This window comes from Bifidobacterium subtile, from assembly GCF_000741775.1.
Lineage (GTDB): Bacteria > Actinomycetota > Actinomycetes > Actinomycetales > Bifidobacteriaceae > Bifidobacterium > Bifidobacterium subtile.
In genome coordinates this window covers 523,526-540,918 of the sequence record NZ_JGZR01000006.1, presented here as the reverse complement: position 1 = coordinate 540,918, position 17,393 = coordinate 523,526, and the positions used below count along the sequence as shown (strand labels likewise).

The 17,393-nt window shown below is 62.5% G+C and carries 12 protein-coding genes and 1 pseudogene; 2 read left to right on the top strand and 11 right to left on the bottom strand.

Going from position 1 to position 17,393, the window contains the following annotated elements:
* Positions 1 to 156: 156 nt before the first annotated feature.
* The 4 genes from BISU_RS06625 to BISU_RS06610 form a co-directional block, all read right to left on the bottom strand.
* Complete coding sequence (locus BISU_RS06625; protein ID WP_024463241.1) at positions 157 to 951, bottom strand: nitroreductase family protein; 795 nt, start codon at positions 949 to 951, stop codon at positions 157 to 159.
* Between the two features lie 108 nt (positions 952 to 1,059).
* Positions 1,060 to 2,130, bottom strand: a complete 1,071-nt coding sequence (locus BISU_RS06620) for a glycerophosphodiester phosphodiesterase family protein (protein ID WP_024463240.1) — start codon at positions 2,128 to 2,130, stop codon at positions 1,060 to 1,062.
* A 108-nt stretch (positions 2,131 to 2,238) separates the two neighbouring features.
* Positions 2,239 to 3,933: an ABC1 kinase family protein gene (locus BISU_RS06615; RefSeq protein WP_051246018.1), complete on the bottom strand. Its 1,695-nt coding sequence runs from the start codon at positions 3,931 to 3,933 to the stop codon at positions 2,239 to 2,241.
* 163 nt (positions 3,934 to 4,096) lie between these two features.
* A complete protein-coding gene (locus BISU_RS06610) occupies positions 4,097 to 4,324 on the bottom strand; it encodes a phasin family protein (RefSeq protein WP_024463238.1) in 228 nt (75 codons plus the stop codon).
* Positions 4,325 to 4,516: 192 nt separating this feature from the next.
* Between BISU_RS06610 and BISU_RS06605 the strand changes: the two genes are divergently transcribed.
* Positions 4,517 to 5,233, top strand: a complete 717-nt coding sequence (locus BISU_RS06605) for an MIP/aquaporin family protein (protein ID WP_033502610.1) — start codon at positions 4,517 to 4,519, stop codon at positions 5,231 to 5,233.
* Positions 5,234 to 5,375: 142 nt separating this feature from the next.
* Here BISU_RS06605 and BISU_RS06600 read toward each other — a convergent pair whose 3' ends face one another.
* Genes BISU_RS06600 through dnaB form a run of 3 tightly spaced genes read right to left on the bottom strand, consistent with a single transcriptional unit; the run spans position 5,376 to position 9,532 of the window.
* On the bottom strand, positions 5,376 to 6,125 hold the full coding sequence (locus tag BISU_RS06600; protein WP_024463236.1) for a type 1 glutamine amidotransferase: 750 nt from the start codon (positions 6,123 to 6,125) through the stop codon (positions 5,376 to 5,378).
* A 45-nt stretch (positions 6,126 to 6,170) separates the two neighbouring features.
* Positions 6,171 to 8,054, bottom strand: a complete 1,884-nt coding sequence (locus BISU_RS06595; protein WP_404801771.1) for a MurT ligase domain-containing protein — start codon at positions 8,052 to 8,054, stop codon at positions 6,171 to 6,173.
* Between the two features lie 32 nt (positions 8,055 to 8,086).
* The gene (dnaB, locus tag BISU_RS06590) at positions 8,087 to 9,532 is read right to left on the bottom strand and encodes a replicative DNA helicase (protein ID WP_024463234.1); all 1,446 of its coding nucleotides are present in this window, start codon (positions 9,530 to 9,532) and stop codon (positions 8,087 to 8,089) included.
* Positions 9,533 to 10,657: 1,125 nt separating this feature from the next.
* On the opposite strand from dnaB, the gene BISU_RS06585 reads away from it, so the two are divergent.
* On the top strand, positions 10,658 to 12,088 hold the full coding sequence (locus BISU_RS06585) for an MATE family efflux transporter (protein WP_081672665.1): 1,431 nt from the start codon (positions 10,658 to 10,660) through the stop codon (positions 12,086 to 12,088).
* Positions 12,089 to 12,254: 166 nt separating this feature from the next.
* Here the strand turns inward: BISU_RS06585 and BISU_RS06580 are convergent, their stop codons facing one another.
* The 4 genes and pseudogenes from BISU_RS06580 to ftsY all read right to left on the bottom strand — a co-directional run.
* Entirely contained in the window at positions 12,255 to 14,090 is a 1,836-nt protein-coding gene (locus BISU_RS06580) for a [protein-PII] uridylyltransferase family protein (protein ID WP_024463232.1), read from the bottom strand.
* Between the two features lie 146 nt (positions 14,091 to 14,236).
* Positions 14,237 to 14,575 carry a P-II family nitrogen regulator gene (locus BISU_RS06575; protein ID WP_024463231.1) on the bottom strand — a complete coding sequence of 113 codons (339 nt, stop codon included), beginning with the start codon at positions 14,573 to 14,575 and terminating at the stop codon, positions 14,237 to 14,239.
* Position 14,576: 1 nt separating this feature from the next.
* The gene (locus tag BISU_RS06570) at positions 14,577 to 15,860 is read right to left on the bottom strand and encodes an ammonium transporter (protein ID WP_024463230.1); all 1,284 of its coding nucleotides are present in this window, start codon (positions 15,858 to 15,860) and stop codon (positions 14,577 to 14,579) included.
* A gap of 481 nt (positions 15,861 to 16,341) precedes the next feature.
* Positions 16,342 to 17,295: pseudogene (ftsY, locus tag BISU_RS06565) on the bottom strand (signal recognition particle-docking protein FtsY); the annotation flags it as partial.
* Between the last annotated feature and the right edge of the window lie 98 nt (positions 17,296 to 17,393).

Genomic DNA, 17,393 nt, shown 5'->3' with positions numbered 1-17,393 from the left:
GCAGCGTGCTTTCGACGCATAACCGCCAAGGATGGGATTGCCGGCCCTGTCTTGTTTGCGACATTTACTGTCGTCAACTGTCGCAAACAAGACAGAGTATCCCTGGCGGCTGCGATTCCAGCTCGCGGCGCAGCCAGCCGAACAGCCGACGGACAGTCAGTCGACTCTGAAGCCCTGATCCTCGATCATCTGGAAGATGTTGCCTTTGTCCACGAATGCGGACTGCGCCACAGCGGCGACGTAGCTGGTGAAGCCGGGCAAAGGATTGCTGGGGTTACGCCGCTCGTAGTAGTCGTGGACTTCCCTGTCATACTGAGAAAGCGCCTCGACCAAGCTCGGAGTCCGGGCATCGTCGGGATACACGTCGTCAAAGTACTGATGCTCTTTCGGCGGTCGCGGCTTGAGTTCTGGCGTTTTCTCCGGGTACCCAATGCCTAGGCCCAGCACGGGGAACACATTCTTCGGCAGGTGCAGCAGCTCGATGATGCGCGGGATGTCGTTATGCACCGAGCCGAGAATCACCGCGCCCAGACCGAACGCCTCAGCAGCCGTTTCCGTGGCGTGCACCGCCAGCACGGTGTCGGCATAGCCTTGGAAGAAGAGGTTCGCCGACCGCAAGCTCGCGCTTTCGGCATCCACGCCCAGCTCCTGCGCGATGCGCAGATTGCGATGCTGATCGACGAGGAACACGTACAGCAGCGGCGCATGGGCGATGCGTTCGAAGCCGCAGATGTGCGCGATCTCGGAGCGAATCTCCGGGTCCTTGATGCGCAGCGCCGACCATGCGCTCAATGATTCGCTGGTCGCCGTCTGCCTGGCTGCCTGCTCGATGGCATCGATGACATCGGGTTCGATCGGCCTGTCGGCGAACTTGCGAATGGTTCTTCGATTCTGCAGAATCTCAACGGTTTCGGGCATCTCGCGCCCCGTATCTGCTGAAGTATCGGACATACTGCTCCTTGCATCGGTTGTCGATAGTCGATATATGCACATTATTCCGGCCTTGGTTCCGGGCCGTCAGGCTCAGCGCTGCTCAACGCCAAGCCTGCAAGCATCGCCTCACTGTCGCGGCACGAAGGCCTCGAAGATGTGCCTGTCGAACCATTCGTCGCTGCGTTCCAGCTCCTCCTGGCTGCGTATCGTCCACGAAACGGTCGTCGCGCCCAGCGCACGGGCGGTCTGGACGTGAAGTCCTTCGCCGCCGTTCCAGTCGTAGGCGATGAAATCAGGCCGCGAGACCCAATCTCCGAGCAGCTTGCCGGCAGCCCATTGCCTCGGCGCAGACCCGTCGAATTCGGCTTCCACGGCCAACTGGCCTCGACATACTTCGGGATGATTCCTTTTGTACCAGCCCATGGCGCGAGGCATGAAGGATTCGACCGCATACGGCCCTGCATAGGCCCGCAGCAGCGCGTCGCCCTGCTCCATAAGCTCGGTGCAGCGCTCGTCCCAGCGCATCGTGTCGAATTTGTATTCCACGATCAGCGGCACCCGGCCGTCAACCAGATTGAGCACATCGGCGAACAGCGGGACATGCTGGTAATAGCCTTGCGAGGCCGCCGTCTCCTCGCCGATGGCGTCAGCGATGACATCATCGGGATCAAGGAAAGCGCTGGCATCAGCCGCAGCATTGCGAACCTTCGAGTCTCCCGGTTTCGCAGGCGCGGGGAACAGCGCGATGCGCGAGAGCTCCTCATAGCTCAGATTCTCGACGCGGCGCGGGTCTCCGGCGACACGCAGCAAATCGGCATCATGCACGACCGCAACCTGCCCGTCCGCCGTGAGCTGAATATCCAGCTCGATGCCATACCCCGCCTCGCAGGCTGCCGCGAAAGCCGCCATGGAATTCTCCGGGGCAAGCGGCCCAAGAAAATCCGCCGTGCCGTACCCCGCCTGCAAAGCCATGCGCCGCGCCAGCGCGACGTACTCGCCGCTATGAGCCGCATAGGCCTCGGTCAGGCCCGACCCAGCATCGTGCAGCCCCCGGTGGGCATACAGCACATCGGGAACTTCGCGGATTCCCAGGCCTTTGCGCTCGTGCGCCAAGCGTGGCGCCAGCGCCCAGAGTGCGCCTCCGGCGGCAAGCGCGCCGCCCATCATCACGCGTGAAAGCAATCCCTTGGATGCCATAACCGCTCCTTGTCGTTGTTTGAATCGGTTGGTGTTGAATCAATTATCGCCGATCGGGCAACGTGCGGTCTGCGCGTCGCCCTGTGCCCTGAAAAAACAATCGCAGCCTTACCGTTTCTTCTTGCGCCGGCCCTTGAAGTAGATGTCGAAGACGATCCACGCGGAGAGAATGAAGGCGACCACGTAGCCCATGAAGCCGACTACGGGAATGCCGAAGACAATAGGCTTCATGCCGGCGAAGTACACGATGGACGAGCCGACGAACAGGCCGACCACGATCAGCGCCATCGTCAGGCGGTTGACCATGTCCGAAAGCATGGCGAACGGCTCCTGCGAGCCGACGAGCTGCATGTTGACGCGCAGCTGGCCGCGCGTGAGCATATGCATGGCGACCTTGCTCTCCGCCAAGGTGCCGAGCACGCCATGCAGGGCCTGATGGCCTTCCAGTCCCAGCGTTTTGAGCTCGTCCTTGCCTGCGTTGGCCAAGGTCTTATTAGCGGCGATGTGGTTCGAGATGATCTGGATCATGTTGACGTCCGGGATGAACTCGTCGAGCATGCCTTCGAGCGTGACCAAGGCGCGGCCCACCGTGGTGATCGAACTGGGCAGCTCGATGCCGTGGCGTTGGGCCATCTGGGTGAGCGCGGTGAGGAACTCGGCGATATTGAGTTCGGAAAGATCCACCGTGCCGAATTCCTTGACGATGACATCGAGATCGGACAGCAGCGCCGCATAGTCTTCCGGATCAGCCTGCGTCCCTGCGAAGCGCAGCAGGCCGTCCGCCAGCGCCGGCGAATCCTGGGCGGCGACGGCGAAGATCATATCGCGTAGCACCCCGCGGGTCTTCTGATTGAGACGGCCGATCATGCCCAAGTCGATGAGCACGATGTTGCCGCCGGAGACGAGGATGTTGCCCGGGTGCGGATCCGCGTGGAAGAAGCCCTCATCAAGCATCTGCGCTGCGAAATTGTCGACCAGTTTGGTGCCGATCTCCTTGAGATCGTAGCCGGCGTCGGTCAATTGGGCCGGGTGGGAAAGCGCGATGCCCTGCACATAGTCCATGACGACCACATGCTCGCTGCACAGGTCCATATACGGCCTCGGGCAGTCCATATATCGGTAGCCCGCGCAGAATCGGTTGAATTCGCTGAGGTTCTTGGCTTCAAGCAGAAAATCGGTTTCGGATTCGAAGGTGTCCCACAACTCCTCGACGACCCCGCGCAAGTCGACGACCTGCGCACTGGCTACGACCCTTGTCGCCATCTTCGCGATGGAACGCATGATGGAAACGTCCTGCGCCATCGTTTCGCGCACGCCGGGGCGCTGCACCTTCACGGCCACATCCTTGCCGCCGACCAGCGTGGCGCGATGGACCTGGGCCAACGAAGCCGAGCCGAGCGGCGTGGTGTCGATATGGTCGAATATCTCCTCGACCGGTCGCCCGTATTCCCGCGTCAGCGTTTCCAGCACCGTGAGATACGGCATCGGATCGGCATCGGCGCGCAGCTTCGCCAGCTCGTCGCAGAAAGGCTGCGGCAGAATTTCGGAACGCATCGAAAGCATCTGGCCGACCTTGACGAAGGTGGGGCCGAGCGCCTCCATCATGAGCCGTAGCCTGACCGGGGTCAGCCCATGCATCACGTCGAATTGGCGCGCAATGGCGGCAATCTGCCCAAGCCGCTTCACTTTGCCGCGGCGGGTGAGGTGATAGCGCTGGGCGAAGGAATCCTTGCGTCGCCCGAACAGGCCGATGGTGTCGTCCTCGTCATTGCCGGGCGCACCATACGGACTGCGCGACGGCACAGCCGTGGCCTGTCGTGCGCCCTCGCCATCGTTTCCGGAGCGGTCGACGGCGGGTCCCTCGCCTTGCTGCCTCAATGATTCACCCGTCCTTCGTGCCGCCCGTCATATCCAGATGCGCACATCCTATGAAAGCGCCACGCTACTGGCACCGCCTAGCTAAGCGTTACTCGGCCGTATCCGAAGAAGCGCCTTTGGACTCGGCCTCTTCCTTGACCTCGCTGGCCTTGCGCTTGAGCTCGGTATTGAGCGCCTTGCCTTGCTCGACGGTGATCTCGCCCTTCTTGACCAGATCATCGATGATCTCCTGGCTCTTCTCGACCGTAGTCGCCAGAGCGCCTACGCCGGCGAGAAACACCTTGCGCAAGCCGTCACCAAAATCAAAGTTAGCCATGATGTACCTCCTTCAAGGTTATCGGTGCTTTCACTGTACATCACGAACCTTATGTGACTTGTCTCTCAATTCGCCGTTTTTGAGCCTACGAAGCGCTCCACCCTATGGATTCGCGGCAATGGTGAAGTAAGCTTGAAGCGGATTGTGCGCAAAGGAGTGCGCACAATATCAACAAAAAGAAGGATTACTCACATGAATCTGCGTAAATATGCGGCCGAATTCATCGGCACGGCGATCCTGGTGCTCGTCGGCACCGGCGCGGTCGCCGGCTCCACCGCTCTCACCGGCGCGACCGGGCTCAAGGGCTCGCCGTTGGCGCTGAGCACTCTGGTGATCGCCCTGGCCTTCGGCATCTCGATCGTCATCGCCGCCTATTCCGTCGGCAACGTCTCCGGCGCCGTGCTCAACCCTGCGCTCACTCTCGGCATGCTCATTGACGGCCGCCTGAGCGTCGCCGATTTCGTCGGCTACATCGTGGCCCAGGTGCTCGGCGCGCTGGCCGGCTCCGGCCTGCTCGTCGCCTTCACCGGCTCCAACAAGTCGCTCGGCGCCAACGGCTACGGCGACCTTTCGGCGCTGCACACCGGCATGGGCGCGGCGTTCCTCATTGAAACCGTCCTGACGTTCTTCTTCATGCTCGTTGTGCTCGGCGTCACCGCAAAGCCCGAGTTCTCCTCGGTCGCCGGCGTGGTTATCGGTCTGACGCTCTCCGGGCTTATCCTCATCGGCCTGCCTTTCACCGGCGTCGGCGTGAACCCGGCCCGCTCCCTCGCCCCGGCGCTGTTCACAGGCGGCGAAGCGCTCTCGCAGGTCTGGCTCTTCATCGTGGCTCCGCTCGTCGGCGCTGCCTTGGGCGCGCTCGTGCACCGCTACGTGCTCGCGCCGGTCTACGTGGACAAGAAGGACTGATATCGCGGCCGGGAAGGGCTTTCGGCTTCTGTCGACCGCACCTGACCGGACCTGATCGCTGGCGAGGGGCTTGCTCGCAACGGATTCAACCGAATTCACGTTGCCGGCAAGCCCCTCGTCGTATTTGGGCGTGCCAGTCCCGCTAGCGCGGACGCGCCGCGGCGACCTCACGCGCCTGCTCGGCCACGGCATTGATGCGGGCCAGATCGGCACGCTGCTGCTCGCCTTGCTGGGGCTGAAACTCACCATAGCGGCGTTCGACGGCGGTGCGAATGAGGAAATCGGCGATGGCGGGATTCTTAGGCAGCAGCGAGCCGTGCATGTAGGTGCCGATCACGTTGCCGACCATGGCGCCTTCGGTGTGGTCCTCGCCGTTGTTGCCGGTGCCCTCGGCGTCCACCATGCCCAGCGGTTGCACGCCCTCGCGCAGGAAGGTCTGCCCGGAATGGTTCTCGTAGCCGATGACATCGCCGAATTGCTTGGAATGCTCGACCAGATTGCCGATCATGCGCACGTCGCGGCCCTTGGTGTACACGCCGAAGATGCCGATGCCGTCAAGCCGAGTGCCGTCAATCGTCTCGAAGTATTCTCCGAATAACTGGTACAGTCCGCAGATGGTCAGCATCGGCGTGCCGCCCGCAGCCAGCGAGCGCAGTTCGTCGGCCCGCAGGAACAGATCCTCGGTGATTTTCTTCTGCCCGTTGTCCTGGCCGCCGCCGCCCAGAATCATGTCCACATGCCCGGGCCATGCGTCGCCCTGATTGTAGACATACAGACGCGGCTCGTAGCCGTACAGCGCGAGCCGGCGGGTTATCGTGAGCACGTTGCCCCAGTCGCCGTAGATGTTCATGTCCTTGGGGTACAAGGACATGACGTCGATTGCCTTGGCCATCGCGGTTCTCCCCTCGTTCGGCGTGTTCTGCTTGGTTCAGCTCGTTCAGTGTCCGACGCCCGCGTCGGCGACCGGCGCGATGCGTGAAAGCGCCGCACGTGCACGCAGCATGGCTGTGTATGTGCAGTACATGTGCTTCGGTTTGCCTGGATTCGCGGCGACAAAGCGCTCGACGGACTGTTCCAGATCGGTGTCGGTCTGCCCGACCGCGACCTGGTCGTATTCCAGCCGCAAGGCCATATCCCACGCCCGGGTGCCCGAAACCATCGCCACGCCTTCGCTGCGCAGGGAGCCGAAATCCACGTCCCACAGCCAGCTCATATCGCGCCCATCGGCGTATTCGTCGCAGATCGCAATCATCGTGTCATGATTTTCCGGCGGGAATGACGACAGCGAAAGCCTGAATCCCATAGGGTTCTTGACCAGCAGCAGCTCGACCGGCGTGCCGTGCACATCGATGACCTCGCCGCGTCCGAAGGCCGGCGTGACCTGTGCAAGCGCGGCCATAAGCCGTTCGTCGCTGGCATCGATGGCGCTGTCTGCATTACAGGCGCCGTCGGCCGCAACGGCACGCACCACGGCGAGCGCTGCGGCGGCGTTGAACAGATTGTAGACGCCTTCGAGCTTCACCGAGGTGTTCACAGCGCGGCCATCGATCAAGAATTCAGCCTCATGATCGCCAACGTGCTTGAGCACCACATCGGCCGGCTGCGCGGTGGATTCGAAGGCCTTGCGACCCAGATTGAGGCGCGGCGAGCCAGTGTCAAGCACGCCGGGCGCAGGCATTCCGGACAGGGTGTTGGCGAAGGCGCTAGAACCCGTGCGGATATTGGCGCTCCGGGTCGCTGCGGCATGCGCTCCCTGACCCATATCCGAAGCATGCATATCGTCGTCGGAGGGGAAGAACACGCGCAGGCTGTTCACCAGCCCGAAGTAGGTGGTTTTGGCATCGTGCGGCACGTCGGCGGCCAGGTGCGCGATGCGCGCGTCCTCGCGGTTGAGCACCACTGTGCCACTCGTAGCCTGCGCCACACGGCCAAGCAGTCGCGCGGTGTTGTCGATTTCGCCGAAACGATCGAGCTGATCGCGCATCACGTTGAGCAGCAGGGAGTAACGAGGCCTGATCTGCTTCACGAAATGCACCGCGTAGGCCTCGTCCAGCTCAAGGACGGCGATGTCCGCATCGAGCTTGCCCGTGAGACTCGCTTTGTTCAACAGCGCGGCAACCACGCCCCGAGTGAAATTGGAGCCGGTCGGATTCGTGAAGACGCGCAGCCCGAGGCTTTCAAGCATCGAGGCGACCATGCGCGTTGTCGTCGTCTTGCCGTTCGTGCCTGAAACCAGCACCACGCCATAGGGCAGTTCGGACAGGGTGCGGGCCAGGAATCCGCGGTCGAAGCGCTCGACGACTTGCCCCGGCAGTGCGCTGCCGCCATGACGCAGCAGCCGCGATGCCCACCGCACCATTTTGCCCAGCGCCGGAGTCGCGAAGGAATACCATGGCGCACGACTATTGGCAACATGCTGCGCTGAAGACTGCCGCGTTGAAGTTCTCTGCAAGGCTGAGCTCCGGGCTTTTCCGGATTCCGCCACGACTTCGGTCCGCGTTGCCTGGGCGGAGATCGTACGGGCAGGGCGGCTCGGCGTGATCACCGGATCAAGCGGGACGCTCGACACGTTTTCCGGCATGCCCAGCGATATGGCCGATTCGGCCAGCACATTCGAATCAATCGGTTCGTTCGGCGCATTCGATGCGACTGCCGGCCCCGCAGACTCGTCCGATTCGATTGGCCTGCTCGGATTATCCGGCCCGTTTGCCGGTTCGACAGACTCAGCCGGCGCATCCATCGGCGCATTCATCGGCGCATGCGCAGGTTCGATTGTCCCTTCGCTACGCTGCGTATCGGATCGCTCGTGCCTCGTTGGCATCGCCGGCGTCTCCTCGTGATTCTCCATCGAATTCACACCCCCTGCTGGTAGTCCTGCGGCATGTCTTTGAATTTCGACGTCGCACCAAGGAACGCCAAGTGGAAGGTGTCGGTCGGACCGTTGCGGTGCTTCGCCATGATGATGTCGGCTTCGCCGGGCCGGTCCTCCTTGTCGTAGGCGTCGGGCCGGTGCACGAGCAGCACCACGTCGGCGTCCTGCTCGATCGAGCCGGATTCACGCAGATCGGAAAGCTGCGGCTTGCGGTCGTTGCGCATTTCGGGGCCGCGGTTGAGCTGGGACAGCGCGATGACCGGCACCTCAAGCTCCTTGGCGAGGAGCTTCAAGGCACGCGAGAACTCGGAGACCTCCTGCTGGCGGCTTTCGACGCGCTTGCCTGAGCTCATGAGCTGCAGGTAGTCGATCACGACGAGCTTCAAGTCGTTGGTCTGCTTGAGCCGACGACATTTCGCGCGGATCTCCATCAGGCTCATGTTCGGGCTGTCGTCGATGAACAGCGGCGCCTCCTGCAGCGTGCCCCAGAAGGTATTGAGCGTGTTCCAGCGCTCGGGCGTGATCTCGTCCGCGCGGCGCAGAGCGTTGAGCGGGATGTTCGTCTCGGCCGAGATGATGCGCTGCGCCAGCTCCACCTTGCTCATCTCCAAGGAGAACACGACCGAAGCCATGTTGTGATGCAGCGCAGCCGAGCGTGCGAAGTCGATGCCCAGCGTGGACTTGCCCATCGCCGGGCGGCCTGCAACGACGACCATCTGGCCGGGCTGCAGGCCCTGGGTCACGTCGTCGATGTCGCGGAAGCCGGTCGGCACGCCACGTTCCAGCTCGTGGTTCTGCAGCTTGTCGAGCTGGTCGAGCGCGTCATGCACCACCGATTCAATCGGCGAATAATCCTGCCGCACCTTGCCCACGCTCATCTCGTAGACCTCGGACTGCGCGAGGTTCACGACGTCCTCGGCCTGCGAGCCTTCGGCGGAGTAGCCGAGCTGCGCGATCTTCGTGCCGGCGGCGATCACATTGCGCAGGATGGCGCGCTGGTGCACGATTTCGGCGTAGAACGTGGCATTCGCGGCGGTAGGCACCGAAGCGACCAGGCTGTGCAGGTAATCGGCCCCGCCGACTTTGTCAAGGTCGCCGGCTTTGAGCAGCTCGTTGGCGACCAGCACCACATCCACCGGCTGGGATGTGGAGAAGAGCGTGATGATGGATTCGTAGACGGTCTGGTGCTTGGGCTGGTAGAAATCGGTGACGTCGATCATCTGCGAGACCTCGCCGATGGCGTCCTTGCTCATCAGCATGCCGCCGAGCACCGCCATTTCGGCGTCGTCGTCATGCGGCGGCACGCGGTCGAACAGCGCATCGCGCACGGCGGTCCCGGTCGCGCCCGAAACGTACGACGAGCCTCCGGAGTACGCGCTTCCCCCGCCGTCGGAACGGGCTTCGTCCCACGAATTTCCATCTGCCATACGCACGAGTATAGGGAGACCGGCGGAGCGCATCTGTTGTTTCCTGGCATCACCCACACGACACGCACGGGATCCTCACGGTGGATAACAATATTGAGTTATCCACATTGCAGGCGTGTCACAGGGGATAATGCACCGACTTATCCACATGATGGGGATAAGTCGGTGCATAACGTGGGGATAGCCGAATGGCGGGCCAATCTCGATTTGCATATGATCGGCGTCGATGATATGCGAGTCGAAAAGGGCCTTCGACGTCGCTTCGCACTATGCAGTGCATCACGGTACGGTTTCGCGCCTTGGTCCATGACTCACAGAGGACCGGCTGCCCGCACGTAGTGTCCACGCGCAGCTGCTTCACAATCTATTAAGCAGATCTGAACGAATCAAGCCGCCACATGTGCCGCAACGCCTTTGTATCGATCCCAAAAACGGTGCTATTCCACCAAAAATTGCAAAACAAATTCGCTGTCTACTGTGCAAGGTGCTTAATAGACGAAAAAAGTGCTGAATACACGGCGTTCTCACACAACGCTGTCTTCGCGCGCGGCCGCAGCAGCATGACTATTCAGATGCCTGCATTCATGCGTCGAGATACTCTGCCCGTCACAGCGGCGGCATCGTGTCGACGTCGTGTATTCAGCACTTTTTTCGGCTATTAAGCAGTTACGAAAGTATAAGTCCATCGGGTTCTGTACAAGATCCTTGAAAATTCGCCAGTTTGCTCCGTGCAGCTCTGCTCTGCGATGCCTCGGACAGGCGGGCTCATCCATCAATCTGCTTAATAGATGGCAGTCGACCTAGGCGAAGCCCTGCGACTCCGCAACTCACGCACCGACGTTTTCCAAAGACGGTTTTCAGAGGCGGTCTTCTGAAGGTTCCGGATACCGGTATTCATCCTGCTCGCCTTGGCCTTGCCTGACGTACAATAGGCAGGTTTCCCCTCCCTGATGCGTGTGATAGCTTGATACGCTTATGAAAACCAAGTCAGGGAATGCATGATGAATGGCGATGAATGAATTGACTCACGATACGGCGCAGCAGCGGGACGACGCTGCCCAATCGCCCAGCGCACATGCATCCGCGCATGTTGTCGAAGGCGGCAAAGAACGTGCTGCCGACATTATGTCAGGTGCCGACGCTCCCAGCTGCCCCATCCGGCCGAATGGATCCAGCCATCACCCTGATCAGACTGGCTTGCCCCGGAGCGGTCAGTTCGAACAGACAGACCGCGTCGACCGCAGGCAGGCGACGCGGCAGTTGTTCACACTGGCGCTGCCGACCTTCGGCCAGCTGATCGCCGAACCGGCCTTCGTGCTCATCGACACGGCGATTGTGGGCCATATCAACGACGCGGCGTTGGCTGGGCTGTCGATCGGCTCCACCATCATCCTCACCACGGTAGGGTTGTGCGTGTTCCTGGCCTACGGCACCACGTCGAGCGTGGCTCAGCTCATCGGAGCCGGGAAACGACGCGAAGGGCTTGAAGCCGGCATCGACGGACTGTGGCTGGCATTGGCCATCGGCATGCTCGTATCCACTGCGCTGTTTGCCGCCGCACGCCCGCTGTGCTGGGCGATGGGGGCGCGCGATGCCGTGCTCGACAATGCGACCGCGTATCTGCAGGCCATCGTCTTCGGCCTGCCGGGCATGCTGCTCGTATACGCCGCCAACGGCATCTTCCGCGGACTGTCGAAGGTCAACATCACTTTCGTCGCGGCCGTGGCGGGCGCCGTGGTCAACACCGCGCTCGATGTGCTGTTCGTCTTCGGCCTGCACTGGGGCGTGGCTGGCTCGGGTGCCGCAACGCTGATAGCGCAATGGTTCATGGGGCTGTTTCTGGTCGTGCCGGCGCTGCTGTGGGCGCGCGCGGATGGCGCGAGCTGGAGGCCGCGCCTCGCCGGCATCCTGGGCACGGCTTCGGACGGCATGCCGCTGTTCATCCGCACCTTGGCGCTGCGGGCCTCGCTGGTCGCCACGGTTATGCTGGCGGCCCGCATGGGCACCCAGGTACTGGCAGCGTATCAGGCCGTCAATTCGAGCTGGAACTTCGTGCTCAACATGCTCGACGCCATCGGCATCGCCGGGCAGACCCTGGTCGCCACACAGATCGGTGCTGGGCGGCGTGACAGGGCGCATGCCATGACCTCGATCGCCGGCAGGTCGGGCCTGCTCGCAGGTGCGGTCATCGGCATGGGGCTGGCGGCCGCGGGACTGGCGGCGACCGGCCTGTTCAGCCCCTCCCCCGAGGTGCAGCATCTCATCATGGTCGGCATGCTCGTGCAGGGCGTGTTTCTCCCGCTCGCCGGTTGGATGTGGGCGCTTGACGGCATCCTCATCGGCGCCGAGGACTACCGCTATCTTGCTTTGACTTGTACGATTACTGCGCTGGCGTATCTGGCGGCCCTCGGCGGCGTCAATGCGCTCGACGGCGCGATCGACCTCGGCGATGTCTGGCGCATGGCTGTCCTCTGGGGCGTGCTCAACCTCGTCTTCATAGGCTTGCGCGCCCTGTTCAACGGTCTGCGCGTCCGCAGCAACGTCTGGATGAAATAACAGGAAATGCGTTGTCTTTTGTACGGTAACACGGGGCTGCCGTACAAAAGACAACGTTATGCGCGTCGATTCCGTTGCATTTCGTACGGCAGCGTCCCGTTAGCGGTCAAAAGGCGACGCGAAACGACAGCATATGGGACATGGCTACGCACTGCTTCGCACCCCGTCAGCTGCGCGGCATGCGGGAGCGGGCGGCATCGGCCATGGTGCGCACCAGGCTTTCGCGCCAGCGCGACCAGCCGTACTTCTTGGTGATGGCCTCGTTGGCCGTAGCCCCCAGCGACGAGCCGTCGGCGCGAGTCAGATCGAAAAGCATGTCGAGTGTGAGGGGATCATGATCGACTCTCGCGGCCAGCTCTTCGGCCACGGCCGGATCCTCCGGGTCTCTGCCCGTTGCGAACTCCGAAAGCGTCAAATGCTCACGGACCAGCAGCGTCGCTATGCGCACGATATCCTCGCTGAACCCCAGACGCCGCAGAATGACCGGCACATGGCGTGCGCCTTCGATGGCATGGTCCGGCACGCCCGGCCGCTTGCCGATGTCGTGGAGCAGCCCGGCCAGCAGCAGCGCAGCGTACCGGGCGTCGTCGTATCGCCTGCCGTCAGGCGCGACGCGCCCCAGCCGCGAAACCACTTCGATCATATGCTGGTCGATCGTGTAGCGGTGCGCTGCGGAAGCCGAAGGCCGGTTGCGCACGCCGAGCCATTCCGGTATCCAGTACCCCGGAATGTTGATGAAATCAAGTTCCTCCCACACCCGAGGCAGCACATCCCCCGCACCGAGCAGGCGTATCAGCAGCGTGCGCTCTTCAATGCTCCAGTCGCGGTCGCGCACCGGACAATGTTCGAGGTTGCGCAGCGTCAGCGGGTTGATCGGCAGCTTGGCCTGCGCCGCAGCCACGGCGACGCGCAAAGGGAGATCGGCGTGCTTGGCCGGTTTCGCGCCGACGGCAAGCGCCACCTCGTTCTCATGCTCCACAACGCCGGGCGCAAGCGTGCGAAATACCGGTGCCTCCCGCTTGCCTCCCGAGCGGGGATTGAGGAGCTGGAAGAAGGCGAAACGCGGCCGTTCATGCGTCAGCGCATGCTTGGCACGAGACGAGGTGAGCTCCCAGGAGAATGCTATCTGCCGCCCGATGCGGGCCAGCAGCATCTGCAGATCATCAATGGACCGCGTGGCGCGCTCGTCCTCGGGCAGCGTCGGATCAGCCAATCCCAGCGTCTGCGCGATAGCCGGCTGATACTGGGTGAGCATAAGATCCGTGTCTTTGGCGGCTGCGAGATGGATGCAGTCGCGGATGTCCAATAGTCGCTCGACCGCATCATCGTAATTTCCATGCGGCCGGTCCGCCAGCCAGGAGGCCGCCAGCGCGGAAATGAGCACGGTATCGCGCAGGCCGCCGCGAGCCTCCTTGATGTCCGGCTGATTGAGGTAGGCCATGCGGCCGAAGCTGTCGAGTCTCGATTGCGCGGATTCCAACAGTTCCGGCAGTCGTTTGCGGGCAGCCTTGCGCCAGCGTTCGAGAATCGAACCGGCAGTGGCCGTGATCAGCTCCGCGTCCCCGGCTATCGGCCTGACATCAAGCCAGCCCATGGCGGCAGGCAGATCATGGTCGGTCACGCCCTCGCATTGCTGGCGCGTGCGCACCGAGTGATCCAAGTCAAGACCGCTGTCCCACAGCGGGTACCACAGCGCGTCGGCAAGCGCGTTGAGTTGGGAGTCGTTCAGCGCATGCGGCTCGTAGATCAGCACCAGGTCCAGATCGGAACTCGGGCCTATCTGGCCGCGGCCAAGCGATCCGACGGCAGCCAGCCCCACGCCTTGCTCGGGAATCGCGAATGGCAGCGCACCTGTCGCTTCGCTCCACAGCTGGGCAATGGCCGAAACGGCCAGCGCGGTGCGCGCCTTCCGCTTGCTCGCCCCGTTGCGATACACGCCGTCATCATCGGGCTTGCTCAGCTCCATGAACCGCGCACCCAGACCATCAACCGCCGATGTCAAGAAACTTCCCCCTCCGCTGTGCGGCTATGCCAACTACCAGCTATTCGCTGTCTGATACGAGACAACCACAAGTGATGTATTACAAGTTCGGGGACGACCCATGGCAATGGATCGTCCCCGAATCATCTGATTAATCAGCCAGATCGTCAGATCGCGGCCGAGCCGGTCTCTCCGGTGCGCACGCGCGACACCGAATCGAGCGGAGCCACCCAGACCTTGCCATCGCCGATGGTGCCGGTTCCGGCAGCCTTAACGATGACGGAAACCAGGGTGTCCGCATCGGCGTCGTCGGACAGAACCTCGACGCGAATCTTCGGAATCAGATCGACGGTGTATTCAGCGCCGCGATAGACCTCGGTGTGTCCACGCTGACGGCCGTAGCCATTAGCCTCCGAAACCGTGATGCCATGCACGCCGGCAGCCGCAAGGGCCTCCTTGACGTCATCGAGCTTATGAGGCTGGATAATAGCGGTGATCAGCTTCATGTCACTTCACCTCCTTGAGAATCGAGCTGGCGGTGCCAGCGAAATCGTAGGCGCTTTCACCCTGATCGGACAGGTCGACGCCTGCGACTTCCTGCGACTCAGTGACGCGCCAGCCAATCGTCTTCTCAAGCGCGAAGGCGATGATGGCGGTGATAACGCCCGAGTACAGTATAGCAATCAGCGCGATGCAGATCTGAACCGCGAGCTGCTTCCAGTCGCCGCCTGCGAACAGGCCGGTGCCCTCGCCGAAGAAGCCGATGAGGACCGTGCCGGTGAAACCACCGACGCCGTGCACGCCGACGACATCGAGCGAATCATCATAGCCGAGCTTGAACTTCAGGCCGCAGGCCAGGCAGGTGAGCACGCCGGCGATTCCGCCGAGGACCATGGCCCACAGCGGCGAAACCACATCGGCGGCTGGGGTGATGGCGACGAGGCCTGCAACCATGCCGGAAGCCGCGCCCAGCGCGGTGTAGTGGCCGGTGCGGATCCTTTCGGTGAAGCCCCAAGTCAGCATTGCGGCGCTTGTGGCGGCGGTCGTGCTCACCCAAGCGTAGCCAGCGGTGCCGTTCGCGCCGAAGGCGGAGCCAGCGTTGAAGCCGAACCAGCCGAACCACAGCAGGAAGGCGCCGAGCATCACGAAGGGAACGTTATGCGGGCGAATCGGCTGCTTGCCGAAGCCCTTGCGCTTGCCGATGATCAGCACGATCACCAGGGCCGCGACTGCGGCGTTGATATGCACGACGGTGCCGCCTGCGAAATCGTGGGCGGTGGCGCCGATGGCCTGGGAAATCGCGCCGTCGCCGGACAGCAGACCGCCGTTCCACACCATATGCGCCATCGGCGCGTAGTCGAAGGTGATCCACAGCGCGACGAAGATCATCCACGTGCTGTACTTGATGCGCTCGGCCAAAGCGCCGCTGATAAGCGCCACGGTGATCATCGCGAAGGTCGTCTGGAACGCGACGTCGATGCTGCCGGGGTATGCCCCGGAGGTCGTCGCCGCAGTGAAGACGCCATGGTCGGCGACCATCGAATCCTTAAGCAGTAATCCGGTGGCGGGATCGCCGAAGATGCCGCCGATATCACTGCCTGCGTATGCGATGGACCAACCCCAGAACGTCCATACGATTCCAGTGACCGCCAGCGAAGCAGCGGATAGCATCAGCATGTTCAGAATAGCCTTGGCCCGAACCATGCCTCCATAGAAAAACGCCACGCCGGGCGTCATGAGGAAAACCAAGGACGCGGATGTCAACATCCATGCAGCATTTCCTGTGTCCATTGCCTACCTCCCTCTCTTCAATCTTAGGTTTGCAGCGTTTCGGCCGATCAAGGCCCCGCGCTGCTGTATTCGTTATGCAGTTCCTCGTGTCGAGGAACCTACAACCGTTATCGAACGCCATTCCGGTTTTCGTTAGGTTACAAAAGATTACGAGCATGTTACATCGCTCTTCATTCGCAACCCGCCTCCAAGCCTAGCTGCATGGACGTAAGGCGTTTGTTAAGACATGCGGCCGAGCTTGTGTTGAAAGCTCAACAAACGTGGCGATACGGCGATTTCCAACGCGCGTCGCCCCTGCTTCTGACTGGCGTTCGACCTGCGTCCCGGCAGGCCGCCGCCGTGCGCCCGACGTAACATGGCGTTTACAAACGAGTCGTGCGGCCTGCCGTCGCATTCGCTCGCCCGGACGCATGAAAACGATTCGCACCAGCCGCTGGTCCGACTGGCCGAGCCAGAGCGGCAGAAACGAATAATCGAATAGTCAGGCCAGAATGCCGTCGACGAAGGCCGGCGCGTCGAAGGGCGCGAGGTCGTCCGGCCCTTCGCCCAGGCCTACCAGTTTGACCGGCACGCCGAGCTCCTTCTGCACTGCGATGACGATGCCGCCCTTGGCCGAGCCGTCGAGCTTGGAGAGCACCACGCCGGTGATACCGATCGCCTCGGCGAAGACCTTGGCCTGCGCCATGCCGTTCTGCCCGGTGGTGGCGTCGAGCACGAGCAGCACTTCGTCGACGGGCAGGACCTTTTCGGCGACGCGGCGGATCTTGCCCAGCTCGTTCATGAGATTCGCCTTGTTCTGCAAACGCCCGGCCGTATCGATGATGAGCACGTCGGCGTTCGCGTCCTTGGCCTGCTGGGCCGCATCGAAGGCGACCGAGGCCGGATCGGCCCCGTCCTTGTCGGAGCGCACGACGTTCACGCCAACCTTCGCGCCCCAGGTCTCAAGCTGATCTGCAGCAGCCGCGCGGAAGGTGTCAGCCGCCCCCATGACCACTTTCTTGCCTTCGGCGACGAAGAGCCGCGCGAGCTTGCCTGCGGTAGTGGTCTTGCCGGTGCCGTTCACACCCACCATGATGATGACGCTGGGCTGCAGGGACGCGGATTCAGCGGCGCCGGGCTTGTCGGCGTTCAGCCGCCGGTCCGTGTCGACTCCGACGAGATCGAGCAGTTTGGCGCGCAGCGCATCGCGCACCTGAACAGGATCGCTGGTGCCGGTGACGCGAGCATCATTGCGCAGCTCGTCGACCAGTTTCGCGCTGGCATCGGCGCCCACGTCGGCGAGCAGCAACGTATCCTCGACGTCCTCCCAATCCGTCTCGGAAAGGTGATCCTTGGCAAGGATGTTGAACAGCACGCGGCCGAAGGGATTTGAACTCTTCGAAAGCTTCGCTTTGAGCCGCGTGATGCGCGAGCCGGCGGATTCCGGGGTTTCCATGACACGCTCAGCGGGCGCGGACATTGCCGCGGGTCCTGAGGCCGCGGATGCGAGATCGCTCCGGTCGGCCTGCGACGGCCGGGCTTCGTCTGATTGGG

Excerpts from the sequence above, each read along its gene's own strand:
- BISU_RS06605 (WP_033502610.1), top strand. The coding sequence starts at position 4,517 with ATGAATCTGCGTAAATATGCGGCCGAATTCATCGGCACGGCGATCCTG.
- BISU_RS06585 (WP_081672665.1), top strand. The coding sequence starts at position 10,658 with ATGTCAGGTGCCGACGCTCCCAGCTGCCCCATCCGGCCGAATGGATCC.
- BISU_RS06595 (WP_404801771.1), bottom strand. The coding sequence starts at position 8,054 with ATGCCAACGAGGCACGAGCGATCCGATACGCAGCGTAGCGAAGGGACA.
- BISU_RS06575 (WP_024463231.1), bottom strand. The coding sequence starts at position 14,575 with ATGAAGCTGATCACCGCTATTATCCAGCCTCATAAGCTCGATGACGTC.
- BISU_RS06625 (WP_024463241.1), bottom strand. The coding sequence starts at position 951 with ATGTCCGATACTTCAGCAGATACGGGGCGCGAGATGCCCGAAACCGTT.
- BISU_RS06570 (WP_024463230.1), bottom strand. The coding sequence starts at position 15,860 with ATGGACACAGGAAATGCTGCATGGATGTTGACATCCGCGTCCTTGGTT.
- dnaB (WP_024463234.1), bottom strand. The coding sequence starts at position 9,532 with ATGGCAGATGGAAATTCGTGGGACGAAGCCCGTTCCGACGGCGGGGGA.
- BISU_RS06600 (WP_024463236.1), bottom strand. The coding sequence starts at position 6,125 with ATGGCCAAGGCAATCGACGTCATGTCCTTGTACCCCAAGGACATGAAC.
- BISU_RS06620 (WP_024463240.1), bottom strand. The coding sequence starts at position 2,130 with ATGGCATCCAAGGGATTGCTTTCACGCGTGATGATGGGCGGCGCGCTT.
- BISU_RS06610 (WP_024463238.1), bottom strand. The coding sequence starts at position 4,324 with ATGGCTAACTTTGATTTTGGTGACGGCTTGCGCAAGGTGTTTCTCGCC.